We start from the raw sequence: 21,648 nt of genomic DNA, 5'->3' as shown, positions 1-21,648 counted from the left end.
CCGCCGCCTTGGCGACCCTTGTAACCGTGGCAGGATCTGAGCTGCTAAGACCTGTCGGTCCCTGCCGCTTGCCCAGGGGGTCATACCCCACCCCTTCGCCGTCGCTCCTGGCTCCGTCGACACGTACGCCCGCACTACGAGGCGAACGGCTGTGCGCTTCCCTGGGCGCTCGGCAGGAGGCGTGGCTAGCCGGTACCAGAAGGGAGTCGCGCAGAGGCGGAAGGCTAGGCAGGCGTACAGCGCCTTGCGTTGGCCAGCACGGACAGAGGCTCACGATGAGGCGCGGCAGCGCCCACCAGGACCACAGACAGGGTGTCGCGCAAGCGGTCGGTTACGCGACAGTGCGGCATGCTCCGGTCCGTGTCCGCTTTGACCGTGACCCGCTGTCGCGTAACCCGTCGCGAAAGTCCCCTTCCTGCCCTAGCTTTCGCGACATGTATGTGCGACAGTCTCGCCATGACCACGAACACCCCGGCCGAACAGGTCGAGCGCCACGACTGCCCCAAGTGCCAGGCACCCACAGGAAGCCCCTGCCGTACCGGTGCGGGCAAGGTGGCAGCCAGCTACCACACGGGCCGCTTCGCCCTGGTGCCCGCCTTGAAGGCGGAACTCACTGTGAAGACCCCCGCCGATCGCAACCCCGGCAAGCGATGGACGCAAGGCGCACCCGTCCCGCAGGTACCCGAAGCCGTGCCGGGCACAGCGATCCGACTGGGGTACGCCCGCACGTCGACCGCCAGTCAGGAACTTCAGTCGCAGTTGGATGCACTCGCCCGAGCCAACTGCACCCGCGTGTTCTCGGAGAAGATCAGTAGCCGGGTGAAGGAGCGGCCGGAACTGGAGAAGGCCCTCACCCTGGCAAGGGAGTTCAAGCGGGCCGCGCCCGGCCAGCCGGTCATCCTTACCGTGCTGGAGATGAAGCGCCTTGCCCGCAGTGCAGCCGAGTTGATGACCCTGTCATCCACCCTGCAAGCGGACGGTATCCAACTGGAACTCCTCTCCGGTCCCCTCCAAGGGGTCTACGACCCGAACGGTGCGGGTGCCATCGTCTTCGCCGTCCTGGCCGTCAGCGCGGAGGTGGAGCGGGAGGGCATCCGAGAGAAGACGATGGAAGGGCTCGAAGCTGCGGCCCGTAGGGGCAACGTCGGCGGACGCCCGTCCGTCATGGACGACGACAAGCTAGCCGTAGCCCGCGCCCGGCACGCCAAGGGCGAGAGCGTCACAGCGATCGCTAAGGGGCTGGGAATCCATCGGGCAACCTTGTACCGCCACCTGGGAGAAGGCGCCTGAGACAGGCGCACAGACGTTCACGCGTAGGCCCCTGGGCGTTGCCCCGCCAGGGGCTTTCGCGGTTCCCGCAGGAACGGGCCCCTGCCAGTCACAGGGATGACCGGCAGGGGCCGTTGTCCCTCACCGTCCGCTGGAGTGGACGGCACCCCCGCCAAGGGGCGGACTGGGGCGGAGAGCCCGCGCACGTCAGCGCGGACGGGACACGTCCTGTCCCTGCTCAAGGCTGATCCCAGTCGGGGGACTCCTCTACCCGCACCCTGCCGCATCGCGCCGCCGCGATCACGGAAGGGCCGGGAGTCTTCAGTCCTGTCGGACTTGAGAGGCCACGGCCTTACGCACGGCCTCCGCTATCTGCTCCGCCGCCTCCGCACGCACCATGCCCAGATGCACATACGGCTTCCCCGAGTGCGTCACCATCGGGCGTACTAGGCTCCACGTGACCTCTCCCAGGCCCAGCGCGGCCAATGCCTCGCGTACCGCCTCCGCCGCGTCTGCGGCCCGTGCGCGGCTGTCTCGCCACGTCTGCATGTCCATCACTTGGGGCACTGCCCGTAGTGCCGGTAGACGACCACAGGCGGCCCCGACGAACGCTCCAACTGGCCACGGTGCACACGCTCAAGAGACTTGATCGGCTTCCTGCAAGCTGGGCACTTCTGGCCCGAGGGCGCATAGGTCACGTACTCCCACTGACTGGCGTCCGTGTCCGCCGTACTGCTCACCATGCCGATGACCTCCCCGACCGAATGCCCAGTGCGAGTAACCAGTTTCACCGGGCAGGTGGGAAAGCCCCACGCTTATTGGTGTTGTCGGGTAAAGATCACGGCCCATTCGCTGAGCAGTTCCCGGCAGTCGTCACCCCACACGGCGTATCTCTCGTACCGATCAAAGTCATCCCGGTATGCATTCACGTCCCGGTGGTCCCGAAGCATCAGCGCCCCCGTATGTGTCTCCACTTGGACCAGGCGCCGGTCATACACCGTGAAGACACTGAGCGGAGTCTCAGCGACAGGACCAACCACCCCGAGTGGAATCACACCAAGCCGCACACTCGGAATGCGCGATACCGAGGCCAGTCGATCGAGCTGCATAGCCATCGCCAAAGGCGAGGCCAACGGCCAACGCGCAGCCTGTTCCGTGAGAAGGAACGTGAAGGATTTCGAGGAGTCCGTCAGGATTTGCTGACGCTCCAGCTTCTTCGCGACTGTCTTAGTCATGTCGCCGGAGTTGCGCGAGACGCTGGCGCGCACGTAATCAGGCGTCGCCAGGAGTCCCGTAATCATGGTCGGCAGGAAGAATCGAAACTCCGTGGTGACGGTTTCAAGCTGAGCCAACTCGTTCTGTTTCTTGTCCAGTCCCCGCCGCTGAGATGCCCAGTGGTCCTGCCACTCCGTGTTCGCGGAGCGGGCAAGAGCGAGGATCTCAGCTGCCAATGGCCCGCCGGCTCCGAGAGCATCAAGGATCAGTTCAACGTCGACTATCGCGGGGGTAAGCTTCCCGCTCTCGATATTGCTGACCTTGGTTTGGCTCATGTTGCAGCGCTTTGCGAGCCGGACTTGAGTCCATCCGGCCCGCTTGCGCTCGTTCTTCAAGACCGCCGCTAGGTCTGACCTTGACTGACCTAGGGTCTCTGGCTCAAAGGTCAAGGCCCTTCACGTACTCCTCAAAGGGAACCGAGTCGGATACCGCGATCCGCTGGTACTCGATGAACTGCGACAGGTCGCCCTCGTGAACTTCGCGGCTGATCTGCCTGCCGTCGGAGTGGTAGTTCATGAGAACCACCTCAGACCGGTCGAACATCCAGAAGTCCTGTGCTCCCTCAAGGGGATTCGGCCTGCCCGTCACGTCGAGAATGCGGATCTGCTCACCGGCCAAGGCGTGCGCCTTGTAGTAGTGGTGGAACTCGAACCGCAGATATTCCGACAGGGGGCGGGAGACTACGTGTACGCGCCCCTGTGTACGCCCTTCTCCTGCCTGTCGGCGTAGGCGCTCGGTGTATTCGTTCGCCACGCTACCGGGGTCGATGCGAGTGCCCGCACGGAATGCGGCGAACTCCTCTTCCTCCTGCGGCATGAGGTACTGCGGCAGCGTCTCAAGGCGCCATGCCTCCCGCGTGAAGCGCTCGAAGCGCAGTGCCCATTCCTCACCAGCCAAGAGCACGGAACGCCTCCCTCAGTGTCTCCTCCGGGATCTCCACGAGCCCTTCCCCATCGGGTGCGTCGAAGGCCTTCGACACATCGCCCTGGACGACGAACGACCCGGAGGCCGTGCGGTACACGTTCGGGCAGTCGTCCTTGCCGCACTCACCGTTCCCGTTCCCGTTGCCGGTGAGCCGGGTCAGTTCCTCACGAGCCATGGTTCAACCCCCTGTCTCGCGCCCCGAGTGGGGCGGTTCAACGACCGTACGGAGAAGGCGCATCCGCCGTCCATGCGGTCACGCCAATATTCGCGTTGTCGCATAAAGAGGGACCTGGGGGCATGGCCATGGGAGCTGCGCCTACTTGGCCGGTCGATCGAGCACCCGCGCAAGTCGAGGTAGTCGACCACGCTGAACTGATGGCGCGGGCCCCTCGATAGGCTGAGCCTGCCCGCTCCGCGCGGGGCTGCCCGGCCTGGCGGGGAGGAGGGGGCTTGTCACGCAATGTGGGAGGGCAAGATCGTGAGCCGTGCGGCGGACCTACATGAGGTCAGACAGCGCGTACAAGTGCTGCTGGATGAGTGCGTAGGCGGGGAACTGGGTGGCTATGACGCTCTGCGCGCAGCACTTGATGAGGAGATAGCACACAGGCAACTGGCCACCCTCACGGAAGACCAGCGCGAGGGCGCCTACAGCGGTGACTTTGGCGCAGCTCAGGCCGGTAGGTCACGGCGAGAGTTCGAGGCCAACCTCGCTGACGCCCAGGCCCGTATGGGCGTGGCCCTACAGCGGATCGAGCGTTACAAGGCCAGGGTTCGTAGCCAGTAGCTGGAGGCGAGGCCACGCAGGGGCCCCCGGCGCGAGGTCCGGGGGCCGCTACGTTCGAGGGCAGGCGTCAGGTGAGTGCCTGCTTCACCTGAGCGAGACTCGGGTTCGTCATGATCGACTCGGCACCTGACCCGGAGGAAACTACACGGACCGTCGGGACGGTCTGGTTGCCGCCGTTGGCCTTCTCCACGAACGCCGCCGAATCCGGGTCGTGCTCGATGTTGACCTCGGTGTACGCGATGCCCTCGCGGTCCATCTGCTTCTTCAGCCGCTGGCAGTAGCCGCACCAGGTGGTGCTGTACATCGTCACAGTGCCCGGCATGTGTCTCGCGCTCCTCTGTATCGCTGACTGGCGTGCGCGCCCCGCCGAATGCGGTTCCGCACGCATGGGAACGTACGGGAGCCGACCACCATTCCCGCAGCGCCCGCGCATGTGACCGAATCGCCACGGCGGCCGCAGCCGAGCCGCCGCCCACGGCGGCCGGCCAGGCGCCCCGCCCGAATCGGGCGGGCGGCCGGCCCTGCGCCGGAGGGCATTGGTAGGACCGCGGCCGCCACCTGTGGACAACGCGGCACAGCGGCCCCGGGCGACCTGGCAGCATGGCGGGGTGACATCAGCAACGCACTCCACTCTCTTCCCGCCGGTCCCCGACACGGCCGACGCGGTGCTCGAAGGGCTCGACCCCGAGCAGCGCGAGGTCGCGACGGCCCTGCACGGTCCGGTGTGCGTGCTGGCCGGCGCGGGCACCGGCAAGACCCGCGCGATCACCCACCGGATCGCGTACGGGGTGCGTTCCGGAATCCTGCCGCCCGCCGGGGTGATGGCCGTCACCTTCACCAACCGGGCGGCCGCCGAGATGCGCGGCCGGCTGCGCGAGCTCGGCGTCGGCAGCGTCCACGCCCGCACCTTCCACGCCGCGGCCCTCAGCCAGCTCCAGCACTTCTGGCCCATGGCGGTCGGCGGCCAGCACCCGCCCCGGCTGCTCGACCGCAAGGTCCAGCTGGTCGCGGAGGCGGCGGCCCGTGGCGGCCTCCGTCTCGACCGCAACGAGCTGCGCGACGTGACCGGCGAGATCGAGTGGGCGAAGGTCACCCAGACCGTGCCCGCGGACTATCCGGCGGCGGTCGCCAAGTCACACCGCGAGCCGCCGCGCGACCCGGCCGAGATCGCCCAGATCTACCGGACGTACGAGCAGCTCAAGCAGGACCGCGTGGTGATCGACTTCGAGGACGTGCTGCTCCTCATGGTCGGCGTCCTCCAGTACCGGGAGGACATCGCGCAGCGGGTCCGCAGCCAGTACCAGCACTTCGTGGTGGACGAGTACCAGGACGTCAGCCCCCTCCAGCAGCGCCTGCTCGACCTGTGGCTCGGCGACCGCGACACCCTGTGCGTGGTGGGCGACGCCAGCCAGACCATCTACTCCTTCACCGGAGCCACCCCCGACCACCTGCTGGACTTCCGCACCCGCCACCCGAAGGCGACGGTCGTCAAGCTCGTCCGGGACTACCGCTCCACCCCGCAGGTCGTGCACCTGGCCAACGGCCTGCTCAACCAGGCCAGCGGGCGCGCCGCCGAGCACCGCCTGGAGCTGATCTCCCAGCGCCCCACGGGCCCCGAGCCCGTCTACACGGAGTACGGCGACGAGCCCGCCGAGGCCGAGGGCGTGGCCCGGCGCATCCGCGACCTGATCCGCTCCGGGGTCCCGGCCGGCGAGATCGCCGTGCTGTACCGGATCAACGCCCAGTCCGAGATCTACGAGCAGGCCCTCGCGGACGTGGACGTGCCGTACCAGATGCGCGGCGCCGAGCGGTTCTTCGAGCGCCCCGAGGTCCGCGAGGCGAAGACCGCCCTCAGCGGTGCCCGACTGGCCGGCCGCAACGACTCGCTGCTCGACGACGCCGAGGACCTGCCCTCCCAGGTGCGGGCCGTGCTCGGCACCAAGGGCTGGACGGCGGCGCCGCCGAAGGGCTCGGGCGCGGTGCGCGACCGGTGGGAGTCGCTGGCCGCGATCGTCCGCCTCGCCGAGGACTACGCGAAGGCGAAGCCCGGAGCCACACTGTCCGACCTGGTGGCCGAGCTCCAGGCCCGGGCGGACGCCCAGCACGCCCCGACGGTGCAGGGCGTCACCCTCGCCTCGCTGCACGCGGCCAAGGGCCTGGAGTGGGACGCGGTGTTCCTGGTCGGCCTCACCGAGGGCATGCTGCCGATCACCTACGCCAAGACGGACGAGCAGATCGAGGAGGAGCGCCGGCTGCTGTACGTCGGCGTGACCCGGGCCCGGGTCCACCTCGGCCTCTCGTGGTCGCTCTCGCGCTCTCCCGGCGGCCGGGCCAACCGTCGCCCCAGCCACTTCCTGAACGGTCTGCGCCCCGGCTCCGGCTCCCGTGCCCGGGCGGCCGCGGCCGCGACGGGCGGCATCGAGCGCGGGCCCGCCGCCCGCAAGCGCGTCCGCCGGGGGCCGGTGCTCTGCCGGGTGTGCGGCAAGACGCTCACCGAGGCCGGCGAGATGAAGCTGATGCGCTGCGAGGACTGCCCGTCGGACATGGACGAGGCGCTGTACGAGCGGCTCCGCGACTGGCGGGCCCATCAGGCGCGGGAGCTGGGCATGCCCCCCTATGTCGTCTTCACCGACAAGACGCTCATGGCGATCGCGGAGGCCGTCCCGGCCAGCGGTCCGGAGCTCGCGGTGATCTCCGGCGTCGGCGCCCGCAAGCTGGACCGGTTCGGCACCGATGTCCTTGCCATCTGCGCAGGTGAGGAGCCTGGAGGGGGCGACGAGGGAGGTTCGTGAAAACTCGTCGAAAAAATAGTTTGCGCCCGCCAGGGGATCCCCCATAGGTTCTTAACCACGGAAACAAGAGCTTCTCCGAAGCCGGGTCTCCGTGCTGTACTTAGCTGTACTCATCCGAATACGCATGGGATCAGGCCGCGAGGCCGAAGTCCCCGAGACGCCGAGAGGAGGCGAGACCAGTGGCCAGCTACATCGAGAACACCACCAGCTTCATCAGCACCAAAGTGACGGACCGCTCGGTCGCCGCCGCCTGCACGCTCGGCTCTTCTCTTCAGGGCACCGGTCTGTTCACCGGCGTCTCCGGTCTCGTCGGCACGTCCGCCGTCGTCCCGGCCTCCCTGGCGAGCCTCCCCGTGCGTGATGAGCGCAATGAGCGACCGATTCTGGCACCGGAAGCAGCAGTAGCGAAGGGACGGGCTCAGGCCCACGCCTTTGCGGCGGCCGGTGCCGGAGCCGAGAAGCAGACGAAGAAGTACCAGCACCACATGATGTGGGCCTTCCGTGGGCTCGAACCCTGGAGTGATCCAGCCTGATCAGATCAGGCAGGCGCCTTCAGGGCCGCGGAACCCCATCAGGGATCCGCGGCCCTTCTGTTTGTCCCGAACGGGACGGATGGAGTGAAGGGGGCCTCGGTACCAGCCGAAACCCGGCCGACCGGCCGGACCGACACAGCCGATAAGACGAGGAAGAAAACACCGTGCAACTCGAAGCGCACGCCCCGTCCGTACCGCCCGCCCCGACTCTCCCCCCGCCCGGTCTCACGGAGGACCCCGCCTTGACTCCCCTCACCGCGCTCACCGCGCTCGACGACGCCATCGAGAACCTCGGCGTACCCGTCCCCTGCCGTTCCTTCGACCCGGAGGTCTTCTTCGCCGAGTCGCCGGCCGATGTCGAGTACGCCAAGTCGCTCTGCCAGACCTGCCCCCTGATGGCCGCCTGCCTCGCGGGTGCCAAGGAGCGGCGCGAGCCGTGGGGCGTCTGGGGCGGCGAGCTCTTCGTCCAGGGTGTGGTCGTTGCCCGCAAGCGGCCGCGTGGTCGCCCGCGCAAGAACCCGGTCGCCGCATGAACCGCCCGGGAACCATCGACCACCCCCGAACGAACGACCCCCAGAAGCAGGCCCCGATGACGACGTCCGCAAGCGAGCCCACCGGCTCCGCGACCCCAGACTTCACCACCACCGGCGCGAACGAGTCGCGCCAGAACAGGACTCTTGAAATGCAACTCATGCCAGAAGCCCTGGCTCGTGCGCATATGCATCAGCGACTGCAGGAAGCCGAGGTGGAGCGCCAGGCGATTCGCATGGTCGCCGCCCGGCGGATGCAGCGGCGCGCCGAGCGCGCGTCGATGCGCGCCCGCCGTGCCCTCGCCATGGCCGTCATGCACTGACGGTCGGCGTACTCGGCACGACCAGGTAACGCGTAGTAGAGCGGGGGCAGGTCCGAACGGACCTGCCCCCGCGGTGCGTTGTGGCTCCGGCGGGCCCGGTACGGCGGTATCGTCGCGAGGTGGACGACCAGAATCGGCCGGTGGCCGAAACCCTCGTGTGCTCCCACTGCGGGACCCCTGCTCCGGCCGAGGGCCCGCCGGCAACCTGGACCTACTCGGTCGAGAGCGGCACCGGTCACTACTACTGCGACGACTGCGCCCGCGCCAACATCAGAGCCATCGAGGGCAGGCTCGACGCCGCCTGGTGGTAGCGTCCGCCTCCCGCCGCCTGGTTGCGGTCGGCGGGCGCACCTCGGCAGTGCCCGCCCCGGCCCTCCCGGCGGCGGCCGCCCTCACGCCTCCTCGGCCGCCGCCACCTCGACCGCGGCCACCTCGACCGAGGCCGGCTCGGAGGCGCCCGGCGCCTTCGCCAGGAACCCCGGCAGCCACTCCTCCAACTCGGCCCGCATCCGTACCGTCGCGTCCAGCTGGCACAGCACCCCGATGGTGGACAGCGTCACGCGGTGTATCAGCAGATACGACGGCGGCAGGTTGAGCTGCTTGCCCAACTGGTGGGCGGGGGAGCGGGGATCGGCGATCCGGGCCGCCTGGCCGCGCATCCAGCCCCGGCTGAACGTGAACTCGTCGGCCTGGGCCGGCTCGATGATCGGCAGCAGATAGTCGAGCACCGCGTCCGGGTCGAGCTCGATGGACTCCTTGACGAAGCCCTCCTCGCGCAGCAGCTCGTACACCGCCTCGGCCTCGCCCTCCAGCGTCATCCGCAGGGATTCGCCGATGGTCGCGGGCAGCCCGCCGGGCAGCCGGTCCACCGTGCCGAAGTCCATGACACCGAGCCGCCAGGGGCCGCCGTCCTTCTCGGGCGGCAGCAGCCGGAAGTTGCCCGGATGCGGATCGGCGTGCAGCAGCCCGGTCCTGGCCGGGCCCGAGAACAGGAACCGGGTCAGCAGCTGCCCGGCCCGGTCGCGCTGCTCCGGTGTGCCGTCCCTGATCACGTCCGAGAGCGGTATCCCCTCGATCCACTCGGTCACCAGGACCTGGTCGCACTGGTGCACCACATCGGGCACCAGCACATCGGCATCGCCCGCGAACTCCTCGGCGTGCTCCCGCTGGGACCGCGCCTCCAGCTCGTAGTCCAGCTCCTCCGAGACCCGGTCGCGCAGCTCGGAGATGAGCGGCTTGATGTCCATCCCCGGGATCAGCGGGCCGAGCAGCCGGGCGAACCGGCTCAGCTGGGTGAGGTCCGAAAGCAGCGCCTCACCGGCCCCCGGGTACTGCACCTTGACGGCCACCGCGCGCCCGTCGTGCCACACCGCCCGGTGCACCTGCCCGATCGAGGCGGCGGCCGCCGGCTTCTCGTCGAACTCCAGGAACAGCTCCCGCCAATCGGGACCCATCCTCTCCTCCAGTACGCCGTGGACCGTGCGGGTCGGCATCGGGGGCGCCGCCTCCTGGAGCTTGGTCAGGGCGGCCCGGTAGGGCCCGGCGACCTCTTCCGGCAGGGCCGACTCGAAGACGGACAGCGCCTGCCCGAACTTCATGGCGCCGCCCTTGAGCTCGCCGAGGACCTTGAAGAGCTGCTCGGCGGTGCGCTGCTGGAGCTCACGGGCGACCAGCTCCGCGGACTTTCCGCCGATCCGCTTGCCCAGGCCCCAGGTCGCCCGGCCGGCGAAGCCAAGTGGCAGAGCGGCCAGCTTGGCGGTCCGGGTGACCGCCTTCCGGGGAAGATCAGACATGCGCCCCTCCAAATCCCAGACAGCAGCGCCCTCGCAGGCGTTACCGGACCATTGTGTCGTGTGGCCGGGCGGCCCCGGAGGCCTGCTCCCCCCGAGTGTTCCCGACCGCGCCGCAGAAGCAGTCACGGTGGGGAGCGATCGGCACGGACCGCCAGTCGAGCTGGGGCAGCGAGGCCTCCCAGCGGGAGCCGGTGCTCGCCGGAAGATCGCCGTCGAGGAACGCCAGCGCGTGAGCCGCCGCGAGGCCCGCCACCGCCGTCGCGAGGGCCAGGTCGCAGGCCGGTGCGGTGGTGCGCTGCCGCCCCGAGCGCCACTGCGCGAGCAGCCGCGGCCAGGCCGGGTCGCGCTCCGCGCGGCCGAGCGAGAGGCACCCGGCGCAGCCCGTGCCGCCCGGCAGGACCAGCGGGCCCACCACTCCCGTCGTCTCCACAACTCCCGCATAGAGATGGGGAATTCCGCTCCCGATCCACTCCTCGGCGTCCGCCGCGCTCGGCGCGTACACATCGAGTGGCTCGCGCGGGGCGGCCACGATCAGGGAGAGCGGGGTCCGCTCCGCCTCCCGACCCCGGCGGGGCGGACCGCCCGGTGCCGTGCGCCGCACCAGCTGCCCCGCCGCCGTCGCCCGTCGCTCGCCCACCGCCCCCTCGGGAAGGCCGCCCGGTGCCACGTCCCCCGGCTGGGCGAGGCCGCCGTCCAGGACGTCGACCCGGCCCACCCCGGCCCCCGAGAGCAACGCGGCGACGGTCGCGCCGACCCGCCCGGCGCCCCGCACCTGGACCCGCATGGCCCCGCGGGCCGCGAGTCTGCCCGCCGCGTCGCCCGGATCCGGGTGGACGAGGGAGAGGGAGGCCAGATCCGGCCTTAGTCGCTCCAGCATGTCCGCCCGGTCGCGCGGAGCAGCGGCCGCCGGGCCGCCCGCCGCCGGATCGTCGACCACGCCCGCCGCCGTCAGCCGGGCCACCAGCTCGTCCACCTGGTCTGGCCCCAGGTTCAGGACGCGGGCCCGCTCGTACAGGATCGGCAGGCCCTGTGTGCCGTCTAGCAGCTCCAGGAAGTGGCCCGTCGCCGGGTCCACCGGCGACACGACCACCGCCTGCGCGGGTGTGATCCCGAATTGCACGGTCGCCCGGTCCCGCCAGGCCCGGCGCAGTGCCGGCTTCAGCATCGGATGCATCGCGAGAACCCCCGTCGTCGTGGTCGTCCGTACGTCCCCGGAACCTGCCCGATCGCGGGCCCCCGTGCGGCATGAGGTCAGAATGCACGGCTGCGTCGAGGGGCGGGAAAAGTTGTCCACAGGCGGGGGGTATTAGTCATTCGAATGCTGCACCTCAGCGGACGGATCATGGCTCAACCGCCCCGGAGGCGGGACTTCCCCCACTGACAGCGGGTAACGTCGGGGCGTGCCCGCCGACCCACTGCAGAGTGCCGGAAGCCCGCCGCGCAGCCCGTCCAGCCTGCCGCCACGCGGTCCGGCGACGAGCGCGGTCGAGGTCCGCCGCAGCGCCCGGCGCAGCAGGACGGTCTCCGCCTACCGGGAGGGCGACCGCACCATCGTGCTGATCCCGGCCCGGATGTCGGAGGCCGAGGAGCAGCGCTGGGTCACGGTGATGCTCGACAAGCTGGCCGCGCAGGAGAGCAAGCGCATGCTGGGCGACGCGGAGCTGACCGAGCGCGCCGAGCGGCTGTCCGAGCAGTACTTCGAGGGCCGGGCCCGCCCCGCCTCCGTGCGCTGGGTGACCAACCAGAACACCCGCTGGGGCTCGTGCACCCCGGCCGAGGGCAGCATCCGCCTCTCGCACCGGCTGCAGGGCATGCCGGAATACGTCGTCGACTACGTGTTGCTGCACGAGCTGGCCCACCTCCTGGTGCCGGGCCACGGCCCCCGGTTCTGGCGGCTCCTGGAGGCCTATCCGCGAACCGAGCGGGCCCGTGGCTATCTGGAGGGCGTGGTCGCCGCCGACCGCCTTCCGCACCTGCCGGCCGCCCGCGAGGAGTGAGGCTCGACGGTTCTGTACCGAATGTGTAGCGGCTTGGCCGATTGTCCGAGGCAGCCGTTAGCCTTGCGCGACGCATTCACCTCGGGATGGGGGACGGTCGGTACGCATGGCCAGGGAATTCCAGCGCGGCCACAAGGCCAAGGTCAGTGATCTCACCGCAGGGACGGATCTGTACGTAGGTGTGCAGATCGGCGGTCCCGGGCTGACCTTCGACATCAGCTGCTTCGGGCTCGACGCCAACGAGCAGCTGTCAGACGACCGTTACTTCGTCTTCTTCAACCAGCCGAAGTCCCCGGAGGAGTCGATCCAGCTCCTGGGCGCGCAGGCCGGTGACACCGAGTCGTTCCGCGTCACCCTGGACCGCGTTCCGGCGAACATCCACAAGCTCTCCTTCACCGCGTCCCTCGACGGCGCGGGCCAGATGTCGCAGGCCGGCCCCGGTTACATCCGGGTCGTCGCGGGTGGCGAGGAAGTGGTCCGGTACTCCTTCACGGGCGCGGAGTTCAGCACCGAGCGGGCCGTCATGCTCGGCGACTTCTACCTGAAGGACGTGTGGCGCTTCGCCGCCGTCGGCCAGGGTTTCGACGGAGGCCTCGAAGCGCTTCTGAAGAACTTCGGCGGCGAGGTTCTGGAGGAGGAGCCCGCGGCCCCCCAGCAGCCCGAGCCGCAGGGCGCCGCCCCCGGCTTCGCCCCGCCGCCCCAAACCGCCGCGCCCGCCCCGCAGTTCGGCGCACCGGCGCAGGCCCCGCAGCCCGCGCCCTCCTTCAACGCGCCCCCGCCCGCCCCGGCCGCCCCGCAGCACTACGCTCCGCCGCCGCAGGGATCCACGCCGCCGCCGGCTCCCGGCCCCGCGCCGAGCCCGCAGATCCACGCGGCGCCGACCATCGCCGCGCCGATGCACCTGGTGCCCGGCACCGTGCCGCCGCCGCCCGCGCCGACGCCGTACGGGCAGCCGCCGCAGCCTGCCTATGGACAGCCGCCGCAGCAGCCCCAGTTCGGGCAGGCCCCGGGGCACATCCCGGGCCAGGTGCCGCCGCCGGGCGCCCCCGCTCCCTACGGTCAGCCGGCGCCCTACGGTCAGCCGCAGACCGCGCCCCAGGGAGGCGGTCTGCACGCGGCCATCCAGATGTACAAGGAGCTGCCCACCGGCCAGCGCTGGACCTCGCAGAACAAGCAGCTCGTCCGGGTCGACCTCGGGTCCGGCGGCCAGCCGGTGCTGGCCCGCCAGGGCAGCATGGTCATGTACCAGGGCAAGGTCGACTTCGGCTACAAGGGAGCCGGCTTCGCGGGCCGGATCGTCGGCAACGCGACCGGCCAGGAAATGCAGTTGATGCGCTGCACCGGCCGCGGCCAGGTCTTCCTCGCCGAGAACAGCGCCTATCTGCACCCCATCGAGCTCCAGGGCGACGGCATCTGCGTCTCCGCCGAGCACGTCCTGGCCTTCGACGAGTCGCTCCAGTACGAGGTCCGCCGCATCGAGGGGCACGGCATCCCCGGTGGCGCCCTGTTCACCATGCTCTTCCAGGGCGTCGGCACCGTCGTCGTGATGACGCACGGCACCCCGGTGGTGCTGCCGGTCACCCCGACCACGTTCGCCGACAGCGACGCGATCGTCGCCTGGTCCGCCGCCTCCCAGGTGATCGTCTCCAGCCAGGTCCGGCTGCGGCGCAACGCCTATCCGGGACACAGCGGCGAGTCCGTCAACCTCCAGTTCCGGGGCGCCCCCGGCAACTTCATCGTCGTCCAGCCGTACGAGGTCTGAGGGAGCCCGAAGAATGAACCAGCAGCTCGCGGGCTATGCCCCCACCCCCGTCGCGGCCCGGATGGAGAACCACGGCAGCGCCATGCTCAAGGTGGCCATGGTCACCGGCCAGGACCTGTTCGCCCGGGTCGGCTCGATGGTCGCCTACGAGGGCTTCATCCAGTACGAGCCCAACCCGCCCGCCGTGCGCCAGATGGCCCGGGACTGGATCACCGGCGAGGGTGCGCCCCTCATGAAGTGCACCGGCGACGGACTGCTCTACCTCGCCGACTACGGGGCCAACGTCGTGATCGTCAACCTCAACAACGACGCGCTCTCCGTCAACGGCACCAATGTGCTCGCCTTCGACGCGAGCCTGCAATGGGGTGTCGAGCGCGTCAAGGGACTCGCCAAGTTCGCCGGCCAGGGCCTGTTCAACGTGAAGATCTCCGGCACCGGCTGGGTCGCCCTGACCTCGCGCGGCACGCCGGTCGTGGTCGACTGCGGCAGCGGCGAGGACGAGACGTACGTCGACCCGGACGCACTGGTCGCCTGGTCCCCGAACCTGAAGGTGAAGGGCAAGCGCAGCTTCAAGGCGTCCTCGCTGATCGGCCGGGGCAGCGGAGAGGCGTACCAGATGGCCTTCTCCGGCCAGGGCATCGTCGTCGTACAGCCGAGTGAGGACAGCACGGACCGCCTGCGGGTCCGGGGCTGAGGGGGAGAGACACCATGCAGAGCCCGCTTTTCAGCTACACCGAGCAGCAGTCCCAGGAGCGGTACACGGCGCAGAACCCGCAGTTGCTGCGGGCCGTGCTCACCGGCCATGACGACCTCCTGGCCCGCAAGGGGTCGATGGTCGCCTACCAGGGCCTGATGGAGTTCGACGGCGAGTACCAGTCGAGCGGCCAGCGCAACGCCCGGGCCCGCACCGGCGAGGGCCTGGACCTGATGCGCGTCTCCGGCCAGGGCACGGTCTACCTCGCCAACCTGGCGCAGCACGTCCACGTGGTGGACGTCGACCGGGACGGGCTGACCGTGGACAGCGGCTACGTCCTCGCCATGGACTCCTCGCTGCACCACGAGGTCATCGCCGTGGACAGCCAGTACGGGGTCTCGGGCACCGGCAAGTACCAGCTCAACATCACCGGCACCGGCAAGGTCGTCCTGATGACCTCGGGCCAGCCGCTGATGCTCCAGGTCACGCCGGACAAGTACGTCAACGCCGACGCGGACGCGATCGTGGCCTGGTCGACCTCGCTGCGCGTCCAGATGCAGGCGCAGACGCACTCCACCGGCGTGTGGCGGCGCCGCGGCAACACGGGTGAGGGCTGGGAGCTGAGCTTCCTCGGCCAGGGCTTCGCCCTCGTCCAGCCCAGCGAGGTACTGCCGCCGCAGAACGCGATGATCGGCCAGGGGATGCGCGCCCAGTACGGCATGGGCCAGCAGGGCATCCACGCCCAGAACCAGGGCAACGCCTGGAGCTAGCCGGCTGCCCCTGCGGGGGCCGGTAAAGGGCACGGGTAAGGGGCGCTCGCCATGGCGAACACCCCTTACCCGATGGCCAGTTGGAGCACGAACCCCTGCTACTGGTTCGCGCGTACGGCTCCGGCTACAGCCGTGCCCGGGTCGCCTCCAGGAGGCGGACCACCGAGGTGTCCGCGACCTGGGCCACCTCGTCGTAGCCGAACCAGCGCAGGTCCAGGGACTCGTCGCTGATCGCCTCGACCGCGCCGGCCGGAGCGAGCGCCGCGTACTGGACGTCCAGGTGCCAGTGGCAGGGCGCCGGGATGGGGTGCCGGTCGAGGCGGACGGGCCCGCCCGCGAGCAGCGTGAGACCGGTGACGCCGGACTCCTCCTCGGCCTCGCGCAGCGCGGCGGCCGCCACCGTGGCGTCGCCCGGCTCGCAGTGGCCGCCCATCTGGAGCCACATGTTGAGCTTCTTGTGCAGTGTGAGCAGCACCCGCTCCCGCGCCGGGTCGATGACGAGCGCGCTCGCCGTCACATGGCCCGAGCCGCAGGCCTTCCACATGCCGTCCGGGTGCGCCGAGAGGTGGTCCAGGTAGGCCTGGCGGAGCTCGGGCTGGTCCTCGTACGCCTTCAGTACGAGGACGGCGTCGTCGTGCAGGCTCACTTGTCCGAGTCGTCCTTGCCGTCGGTCCCGCCGTCGGACTTCTTCTCGTCCTCGGCCTCCGTCGAGCCCTCGCCCTTGGCGGAGCCCTCGTCCTGCTTCGCGCTCGTGTCCTTCTTCAGGGAAGGGCCGTTCTGCTCGGCGGCCTCGCCCAGCATCTTGTCGAGCTCGGAGAAGTCGAGGTGCTCGCGGTGCACGAAGCCGTCCGGGTCGTCCAGGTCGGTGGCGGTCGGCAGCATGTCCGGGTGCTCCCACAGGTCGTCCCGGCCGTCCACACCGCGTGCGTCGGTGAGTGAAGCCCACAGGCGCGAGGCGTCCCGCAGCCGGCGCGGCCGCAGCTCCAGGCCGATCAGCGTGGCGAAGGTCTGCTCGGCCGGGCCGCCGGTCGCGCGGCGCCGGCGCAGCATCTCGCGCAGGGCGTCCGCCGAGGTGAGCCGGGGCTTGGCAGCCGTGTGGACCACCGCGTCGACCCAGCCCTCGACCAGCGCGAGGGCCGTCTCCAGGCGGGCCAGGGCGGCCTTCTGCTCCGGGGTGTCCTCGGGCTGGAACATGCCCTGCTGGAGCGCCTCCTGCAGCTGCTCCGGGTTGGACACGTCGAGCTGGCCGACCGCGTCCTCCAGCTTCGCGGTGTCGACCTTGATGCCGCGCGCGTATCCCTCGACGGCGCCGAACAGGTGCGAGCGCAGCCACGGCACATGGGCGAAGAGCCGCTGGTGGGCGGCCTCGCGCAGGGCCAGGTAGAGGCGGATCTCGTCCTTCGGGACACCCAGGTCCTTGCCGAAGGCCTCGATGTTCAGCGGCAGCAGCGCGGCCTTGCCGGCCGGGCCGAGGGGCAGCCCGATGTCGGTGGAGCCGACCACCTCGCCCGCGAGCGTGCCCACGGCCTGCCCGATCTGCTGGCCGAACATGGCGCCGCCCATGGAGCGCATCATGCCGATCAGCGGGCCCGCCATGGCCTGCATCTCCTCGGGCAGCACACCGCCCATCGCCGCGCCGACGCGCTCGGCGACCGGGTCGACCAGTTCCTTCCAGGCTGGCTGGGTGGCCTCGACCCACTCCGCGCGGCTCCAGGCCACCGCGGTGGTGGAGCCCGAGGGCAGCGAGGTCGCGTCGTCGAGCCACAGGTCGGCCAGGCGCACGGCCTCCTGGACGGCGGCGCGCTCGGCGGGGCCGACGCTCTCGTCCTTGGTGCCGTCCGCGGTGCCCTGGGCGACCGTCTGGCGGGCGATCTGCTTGGCCATGTCCCAGTTCACGGGACCGCCCTCGTAGCTGAGCATCTGGCCGAGCTGCTGGAAGGCGGCACCCAGATCGTTCGGGTTCATCGAACCGAACATCGCGGCGAACGGGTTGTCCCCGCCGCCGCCCGCTCCCGGGAAGCCGAAGGGGTTGCCGCCCTGGCCGCCGGCACCCTGACCGCCTCCGGCAGGGTCCTTCTTCTTGCCGTCGCCGTTCTCAGGCTCCTCCGGCGGAAGGCCGAATCCGAATGGGGTGTCACTCACGGGTTTCCTCGGCTCGTCAGGCCGCCGGCTGCTGCCGACGGCGGCTTCCCCACAACACCACCAGCGTAGACATCCGAGCGGGATAAGGGCTCGGTGCTCCGCCGCCTCGCGGGCTGCGGCAGGATGGACGCCACCTGGTACGTACGCGTCATTAACGTACGTACTGAAGACAACCGCTGGAGACGCCCGGTGAGTTCCCCAGATCCGCAGGTTCGCGCAGCGCGAAACCTCTCAACCTCAACATCGCGCGGTCCCGTCGTCGCCGTGACCGGTGCCGCATCCGGGATCGGCGCCCTGCTGACCGCGCGGCTCGCCGCATCCGACGAGGTCAAGCAGGTCGTAGCCCTGGACGAGCGCCGGGGCGAGGTGCCCGAGGCGACCTGGCACATTTTGGACGTAAGGGACCCGGCGATCGCCGAGAAGCTGCGCGGCGCGGACGTCGTCGTGCACCTGGCGCTCGACCTCGACCTGGAGACCGACGCCGCGGCCCGCACCGCCTACAACGTGCGCGGCACCCAGACCGTGCTGACCGCCGCGGCCGCCGCCGGCGTGCACCGGGTGGTGCTCTGCACCTCGGCGATGGTCTACGGGGCGCTGCCCGACAACGACATCCCGCTCTCCGAGGACGCCGAGCTGCGGGCCACCGCCGAGGCCACCGGCGTCGGCGACCTCCTGGAGATCGAGCGCCTGGGACGGCGGGCCCCGCGCGCCCACCCCGGCCTCAACGTCACCGTGGTGCGGCCCGCCGTCCTGGTCGGCGGCACCGACACCGCGCTCACCCGCTACTTCGAGTCGCCGCGCCTCCTGGTCGTCGCCGGATCCCGTCCGACCTGGCAGTTCTGCCACGTCGACGACCTGTGCAGCGCCCTGGAGTACGCGGCTCTGGAGAAGGTCGAGGGGGAGTTCGCGGTGGGCTGCGACGGCTGGCTGGAGCAGGAGGAGGTCGAGGAGCTCAGCGGCATCCGCCGCATGGAGCTGCCCTCGGCGGTCGCCCTGGGAGCCGCGGCCCGGCTGCACCGGATCGGTCTCACGCCCTCGCCGGCCGGCGACCTCGCGTACACGATGCACCCGTGGGTCGTCAGCGTCGGGCGGCTGCACGACGCGGGCTGGCGGCCGCAGTGGACCAACGAGGAGGTGCTCGCCGAGCTCCTCGAAGAGGTCGCGGGCCGGCACACCGTCGCGGGCCGCAGGCTCGGCCGCAAGGACGCCACCGCGGCCGGGGCCGCCGGCGCCACCGTCGCCCTGCTCGGCGCCGCCGCCGTGGTGCGCAGGGCCCGCAAGCGCCGGGGGCTGTAGGACCCTCCTACGGAGGGTCGCGGCGCCCGGTCGAAAGAGCTATTCCGGGATGTCACTCCCGTACGGCACGATGGAACCATGGCACGCACGTACCCCGACCACCCCGGCGAGCAGGCGGCGCACGACCCGATCCGCCTCCTCGCGATCCGTGACACCCCGCTCTCGGTCGACGAGGTCTTCGCGGCCTCGGGCGACTTCGCGGCGGGTGGCACGACGCTCTTCGTCGGCACCGTGCGCAACCACGACGGCGGCACCGACGTCGACACGCTGGGGTACTCCTGCCATCCGAGCGCCGAGGCGGAGATGCGGCGGGTGGCCGAGAAGGTCGTCGCCGACTATCCGGTCCGCGCCCTTGCCGCCGTCCACCGTGTGGGCGATCTGGAGGTCGGAGATATCGCGGTCGTCGTCGCGGTGTCCTGCCCGCACCGCGCGGAGGCCTTCGAGGCCTGCCGCAAGCTGATCGACGACCTCAAGCACGAGGTTCCGATCTGGAAGCACCAGCGATTCTCGGACGGCACGGAGGAGTGGGTCGGCGCCTGCTGACGCGGTTGCCGTATCTGAAACCCCGTCGGGCGCCATGCGCCCCGATTTGCGTAACCGCACCCCTGACGTAAGCGTTGAACCAGCGGATGGCTAATCTGCTGATCTGTCAGTTGCGGTCGCTCATTTGGGGACGGGAGGTCGGAATGGCTGTACTCACTTGGCTGCTGATTCCGCTTTTCGCTGCCGTCGGCGCGGCGATATGGGCGAGCTGGGCCGCCCGCAATCGCACGTCCGGCGATGTAGCTGAACTCGCCGGATACAGCCGGTTCCGTGAAGCGATGGAGAAATCCCACTCCGGATCCGACGCCCTCTGATCCCCCCGACCGTCGGCGCGCACCGGTCTTTGCCCGTACGCGTTCGCCAACGGCCCCCGTACGGACCGGCCCCAGGGGTGGGCCCACAGATCGGTCCCGTACTGTCGTTCCATGCCACGCCGCACCGCGACGATGCTCGCCTCCACCCTCGTGCTGATCGCGCTGCTCTGCGCCGGGGTGCTCATCAAAGTGCCGTACGCGGAGATGTCTCCCGGGCCCACCGTGAACACCCTCGGCGACTCCGGCGGCGAGCCGGTGCTGCAGATCTCCGGTCGCAAGACGTACCCGACGACCGGGCACCTCAACATGACGACGGTCCGGGTCACCGGGGCGGACTACCGCATGAACCTCGTCGAGGCCGTCTACGGCTGGCTGGGACACGACAGCGTCGTCGTCCCGCACGACACGCTCTACCCGGACGGCAAGACCGACGAGCAGTCCAACCAGGAGAACGCCGAGGAGTTCAGCCAGTCCCAGGAGAGCGCCAAGGTGGCGGCCCTGAACGAGCTGCACATCCCGATGAAGAGCTGGGTCATCGTCTCCTCCGTCGTCAAGGGCAGCCCCGCCGAGGGCAAGCTGCACGCCGGGGACACCATCAAGGCCGTCGACGGCACCGAGGTCACCAAGCCGGCCGACGTCGCGGCGCTCGTCACCAAGCACAAGCCCGGCCAGAACGTGGTCTTCACGATCGTCCCGGCCAAGGACACCGCGGCCGCCAAGAAGAGCGGCAAGGCGCCCGAGGGCGGCGAGAAGCTCACCATCACCACGGAGAAGGCGCCGGACAGCAACCGGGCCATCGTCGGCATCCAGGCCGGGACCGACCACGCGTTCCCGTTCAGCGTCGACATCAAGCTCGCCGACGTCGGCGGGCCGAGCGCGGGCCTCATGTTCTCGCTCGGCATCGTCGACAAGCTGACGCCCGAGGACCTGACCGGCGGAAAGTTCGTCGCGGGCACCGGCACCATCGACGACGCCGGCAAGGTCGGCCCGATCGGCGGCATCGAGATGAAGCTGATCGGCGCCCGCCAGGCGGGCGCCCGCTACTTCCTGACGCCCAAGGACAACTGCGCGGCCGCCGCCTCGGACATTCCCTCGGGCCTGACCCTGGTCAAGGTCGACACCATCCACGACGCCCGGCAGGCGCTCGACAAGATCCGCACGGGGGACACGGCCGGACTGCCGAGCTGCTCGGCGAAGTAGCGCCGACCGCGCCTCCCCGCAGGGCCGCTAGGCGAAGGTCGCGGCCAGGGCCTCGGCGAGGCCCGGCACCAGGTCGGGGCCGGTCAGGACCTCGGTGGCGGAGTCCTTCTCGCGCAGCCGGATGGCGGACTCGCGGGCGCCGCCGCGCAGCACGGCCACCGTCATCCGCACCTCCTGGCGGTCGGGGTGGGCGGCCACCCACTTGGCGAGCTCCTTGTCGCTGAGCCCCTCGGGTACGGAGGTCTCGGCGGACGGCGGCAGCATCATGCGCTCCACCGTGAGCGCGCAGCCGGCCACCGAGTCGGGCCATGCGATGGTGCCGAGGAACTTGTCCAGCGGCTTGTTCCGGGGGATCTCCTCCTGCTCGATGGGGGTCAGGCCGGAGACCTGGGCGTCGTCGGCGGTGGAGACCAGATTCGGCGCCTGGGCACGGAGCTTCGCGGTGTCGACGAGCGCGAAAAGCCGGGCCGGCTTGTCCCAGCCCAGACCGGATGCGTACTCGTCGATTTCGAGCACCGCGCGGGTGAGCGGGCTCGCGGCCATCGGAGGGCCGGAGGGGGAAACGTTGGACATGGACAACATCCTGCCCTCTTTCACCCCCCGATCGGGAACTGAGTAAAGCCTCAGTAAGTTGCATGAGTGGGCTCTACGATCGCGGGGCCCGCCCATACGACAGCGAACTTCGAGGTGCGCACCTTGGCTTTCCA

Annotated in this window: 23 protein-coding genes; 14 read left to right on the top strand and 9 right to left on the bottom strand. The window is 70.3% G+C overall.

Annotated elements, in window-relative coordinates; translation table 11 throughout:
* Positions 1-456: 456 nt before the first annotated feature.
* The gene (locus ACFYZA_RS29550) at positions 457-1,290 is read left to right on the top strand and encodes a recombinase family protein (protein WP_388493668.1); all 834 of its coding nucleotides are present in this window, start codon (positions 457-459) and stop codon (positions 1,288-1,290) included.
* Between the two features lie 794 nt (positions 1,291-2,084).
* Here ACFYZA_RS29550 and ACFYZA_RS29545 read toward each other — a convergent pair.
* The 4 genes from ACFYZA_RS29545 to ACFYZA_RS29530 all read right to left on the bottom strand — a co-directional run bounded on the left by ACFYZA_RS29545 (position 2,085) and on the right by ACFYZA_RS29530 (position 4,574).
* Positions 2,085-2,933: a Scr1 family TA system antitoxin-like transcriptional regulator gene (locus ACFYZA_RS29545; protein WP_388493667.1), complete on the bottom strand. Its 849-nt coding sequence runs from the start codon at positions 2,931-2,933 to the stop codon at positions 2,085-2,087.
* The gene (locus tag ACFYZA_RS29540; protein ID WP_388493665.1) at positions 2,923-3,447 is read right to left on the bottom strand and encodes a DUF6879 family protein; all 525 of its coding nucleotides are present in this window, start codon (positions 3,445-3,447) and stop codon (positions 2,923-2,925) included. The genes ACFYZA_RS29545 and ACFYZA_RS29540 overlap by 11 nt, the downstream gene beginning before the upstream one ends.
* Positions 3,431-3,643, bottom strand: a complete 213-nt coding sequence (locus ACFYZA_RS29535) for a hypothetical protein (protein ID WP_388493662.1) — start codon at positions 3,641-3,643, stop codon at positions 3,431-3,433. The genes ACFYZA_RS29540 and ACFYZA_RS29535 overlap by 17 nt, the downstream gene beginning before the upstream one ends.
* Before the next feature lie 676 nt (positions 3,644-4,319).
* A complete protein-coding gene (locus ACFYZA_RS29530) occupies positions 4,320-4,574 on the bottom strand; it encodes a mycoredoxin (RefSeq protein ID WP_388493660.1) in 255 nt (84 codons plus the stop codon).
* 286 nt (positions 4,575-4,860) lie between these two features.
* Here ACFYZA_RS29530 and ACFYZA_RS29525 point away from each other — a divergent pair, with 286 nt between their 5' ends.
* The 5 genes from ACFYZA_RS29525 to ACFYZA_RS29505 all read left to right on the top strand — a co-directional run bounded on the left by ACFYZA_RS29525 (position 4,861) and on the right by ACFYZA_RS29505 (position 8,741).
* Positions 4,861-7,044: an ATP-dependent DNA helicase UvrD2 gene (locus ACFYZA_RS29525; RefSeq protein ID WP_382598321.1), complete on the top strand. Its 2,184-nt coding sequence runs from the start codon at positions 4,861-4,863 to the stop codon at positions 7,042-7,044.
* Between the two features lie 179 nt (positions 7,045-7,223).
* Positions 7,224-7,577, top strand: coding sequence for a hypothetical protein (locus tag ACFYZA_RS29520; protein WP_382598319.1), 354 nt, complete (start codon positions 7,224-7,226; stop codon positions 7,575-7,577).
* A gap of 164 nt (positions 7,578-7,741) precedes the next feature.
* Entirely contained in the window at positions 7,742-8,110 is a 369-nt protein-coding gene (locus ACFYZA_RS29515; RefSeq protein ID WP_053729898.1) for a WhiB family transcriptional regulator, read from the top strand.
* Complete coding sequence (locus ACFYZA_RS29510) at positions 8,107-8,430, top strand: hypothetical protein (protein ID WP_382598317.1); 324 nt, start codon at positions 8,107-8,109, stop codon at positions 8,428-8,430. The genes ACFYZA_RS29515 and ACFYZA_RS29510 overlap by 4 nt, the downstream gene beginning before the upstream one ends.
* A 119-nt stretch (positions 8,431-8,549) precedes the next feature.
* Entirely contained in the window at positions 8,550-8,741 is a 192-nt protein-coding gene (locus ACFYZA_RS29505) for a hypothetical protein (protein WP_388493657.1), read from the top strand.
* Between the two features lie 81 nt (positions 8,742-8,822).
* On the opposite strand, the gene ACFYZA_RS29500 is transcribed toward ACFYZA_RS29505, so the two are convergent.
* Positions 8,823-10,223 carry an ABC1 kinase family protein gene (locus ACFYZA_RS29500; protein WP_388493654.1) on the bottom strand — a complete coding sequence of 467 codons (1,401 nt, stop codon included), beginning with the start codon at positions 10,221-10,223 and terminating at the stop codon, positions 8,823-8,825.
* A gap of 40 nt (positions 10,224-10,263) precedes the next feature.
* Entirely contained in the window at positions 10,264-11,397 is a 1,134-nt protein-coding gene (locus ACFYZA_RS29495) for a TOMM precursor leader peptide-binding protein (RefSeq protein ID WP_388493652.1), read from the bottom strand.
* Positions 11,398-11,623: 226 nt separating this feature from the next.
* On the opposite strand from ACFYZA_RS29495, the gene ACFYZA_RS29490 reads away from it, so the two are divergent.
* The 4 genes from ACFYZA_RS29490 to ACFYZA_RS29475 all read left to right on the top strand — a co-directional run bounded on the left by ACFYZA_RS29490 (position 11,624) and on the right by ACFYZA_RS29475 (position 15,446).
* Positions 11,624-12,220 carry a M48 family metallopeptidase gene (locus ACFYZA_RS29490; protein WP_382598311.1) on the top strand — a complete coding sequence of 199 codons (597 nt, stop codon included), beginning with the start codon at positions 11,624-11,626 and terminating at the stop codon, positions 12,218-12,220.
* A 106-nt stretch (positions 12,221-12,326) separates the two neighbouring features.
* Complete coding sequence (locus ACFYZA_RS29485; RefSeq protein ID WP_388493650.1) at positions 12,327-13,982, top strand: TerD family protein; 1,656 nt, start codon at positions 12,327-12,329, stop codon at positions 13,980-13,982.
* A gap of 13 nt (positions 13,983-13,995) precedes the next feature.
* Positions 13,996-14,676, top strand: a complete 681-nt coding sequence (locus tag ACFYZA_RS29480; protein WP_388493649.1) for an AIM24 family protein — start codon at positions 13,996-13,998, stop codon at positions 14,674-14,676.
* Positions 14,677-14,690: 14 nt separating this feature from the next.
* On the top strand, positions 14,691-15,446 hold the full coding sequence (locus ACFYZA_RS29475) for an AIM24 family protein (RefSeq protein ID WP_382598305.1): 756 nt from the start codon (positions 14,691-14,693) through the stop codon (positions 15,444-15,446).
* A gap of 124 nt (positions 15,447-15,570) precedes the next feature.
* Here ACFYZA_RS29475 and ACFYZA_RS29470 read toward each other — a convergent pair whose 3' ends face one another.
* Entirely contained in the window at positions 15,571-16,092 is a 522-nt protein-coding gene (locus ACFYZA_RS29470) for an NUDIX hydrolase (RefSeq protein WP_388493647.1), read from the bottom strand.
* Positions 16,089-17,588 (bottom strand): zinc-dependent metalloprotease, encoded by a 1,500-nt coding sequence (locus tag ACFYZA_RS29465; RefSeq protein WP_382598301.1) that lies wholly within the window; start codon positions 17,586-17,588, stop codon positions 16,089-16,091. The genes ACFYZA_RS29470 and ACFYZA_RS29465 overlap by 4 nt, the downstream gene beginning before the upstream one ends.
* A 189-nt stretch (positions 17,589-17,777) precedes the next feature.
* Here ACFYZA_RS29465 and ACFYZA_RS29460 point away from each other — a divergent pair, with 189 nt between their 5' ends.
* From ACFYZA_RS29460 to ACFYZA_RS29445, 4 genes are all read left to right on the top strand, one after another.
* Positions 17,778-18,884 carry an SDR family oxidoreductase gene (locus tag ACFYZA_RS29460; protein WP_388493645.1) on the top strand — a complete coding sequence of 369 codons (1,107 nt, stop codon included), beginning with the start codon at positions 17,778-17,780 and terminating at the stop codon, positions 18,882-18,884.
* Between the two features lie 78 nt (positions 18,885-18,962).
* Entirely contained in the window at positions 18,963-19,427 is a 465-nt protein-coding gene (locus tag ACFYZA_RS29455) for a molybdenum cofactor biosynthesis protein MoaE (protein ID WP_161249423.1), read from the top strand.
* Between the two features lie 143 nt (positions 19,428-19,570).
* Positions 19,571-19,741 (top strand): hypothetical protein, encoded by a 171-nt coding sequence (locus tag ACFYZA_RS29450; protein WP_382598297.1) that lies wholly within the window; start codon positions 19,571-19,573, stop codon positions 19,739-19,741.
* A gap of 111 nt (positions 19,742-19,852) precedes the next feature.
* Positions 19,853-20,941 carry a PDZ domain-containing protein gene (locus ACFYZA_RS29445; RefSeq protein ID WP_388493643.1) on the top strand — a complete coding sequence of 363 codons (1,089 nt, stop codon included), beginning with the start codon at positions 19,853-19,855 and terminating at the stop codon, positions 20,939-20,941.
* A 27-nt stretch (positions 20,942-20,968) separates the two neighbouring features.
* On the opposite strand, the gene ACFYZA_RS29440 is transcribed toward ACFYZA_RS29445, so the two are convergent.
* The gene (locus ACFYZA_RS29440) at positions 20,969-21,514 is read right to left on the bottom strand and encodes a PPA1309 family protein (protein ID WP_388493641.1); all 546 of its coding nucleotides are present in this window, start codon (positions 21,512-21,514) and stop codon (positions 20,969-20,971) included.
* Between the last annotated feature and the right edge of the window lie 134 nt (positions 21,515-21,648).

It is taken from the genome of Streptomyces sp. NPDC001828 (assembly GCF_042892175.1).
Lineage (GTDB): Bacteria > Actinomycetota > Actinomycetes > Streptomycetales > Streptomycetaceae > Streptomyces.
This window is presented reverse-complemented; position numbering and strand designations above follow the sequence as displayed.

What these genes read in the sequence shown, in the direction of transcription:
- ACFYZA_RS29550 (WP_388493668.1), top strand. Translation starts at nt 457, where the DNA reads ATGACCACGAACACCCCGGCCGAACAGGTCGAGCGCCACGACTGCCCC.
- ACFYZA_RS29535 (WP_388493662.1), bottom strand. Translation starts at nt 3,643, where the DNA reads ATGGCTCGTGAGGAACTGACCCGGCTCACCGGCAACGGGAACGGGAAC.
- ACFYZA_RS29530 (WP_388493660.1), bottom strand. Translation starts at nt 4,574, where the DNA reads ATGCCGGGCACTGTGACGATGTACAGCACCACCTGGTGCGGCTACTGC.
- ACFYZA_RS29510 (WP_382598317.1), top strand. Translation starts at nt 8,107, where the DNA reads ATGAACCGCCCGGGAACCATCGACCACCCCCGAACGAACGACCCCCAG.
- ACFYZA_RS29500 (WP_388493654.1), bottom strand. Translation starts at nt 10,223, where the DNA reads ATGTCTGATCTTCCCCGGAAGGCGGTCACCCGGACCGCCAAGCTGGCC.
- ACFYZA_RS29495 (WP_388493652.1), bottom strand. Translation starts at nt 11,397, where the DNA reads ATGCATCCGATGCTGAAGCCGGCACTGCGCCGGGCCTGGCGGGACCGG.
- ACFYZA_RS29485 (WP_388493650.1), top strand. Translation starts at nt 12,327, where the DNA reads ATGGCCAGGGAATTCCAGCGCGGCCACAAGGCCAAGGTCAGTGATCTC.
- ACFYZA_RS29480 (WP_388493649.1), top strand. Translation starts at nt 13,996, where the DNA reads ATGAACCAGCAGCTCGCGGGCTATGCCCCCACCCCCGTCGCGGCCCGG.
- ACFYZA_RS29475 (WP_382598305.1), top strand. Translation starts at nt 14,691, where the DNA reads ATGCAGAGCCCGCTTTTCAGCTACACCGAGCAGCAGTCCCAGGAGCGG.
- ACFYZA_RS29455 (WP_161249423.1), top strand. Translation starts at nt 18,963, where the DNA reads ATGGCACGCACGTACCCCGACCACCCCGGCGAGCAGGCGGCGCACGAC.
- ACFYZA_RS29450 (WP_382598297.1), top strand. Translation starts at nt 19,571, where the DNA reads ATGGCTGTACTCACTTGGCTGCTGATTCCGCTTTTCGCTGCCGTCGGC.
- ACFYZA_RS29445 (WP_388493643.1), top strand. Translation starts at nt 19,853, where the DNA reads ATGCCACGCCGCACCGCGACGATGCTCGCCTCCACCCTCGTGCTGATC.
- ACFYZA_RS29440 (WP_388493641.1), bottom strand. Translation starts at nt 21,514, where the DNA reads ATGTCCAACGTTTCCCCCTCCGGCCCTCCGATGGCCGCGAGCCCGCTC.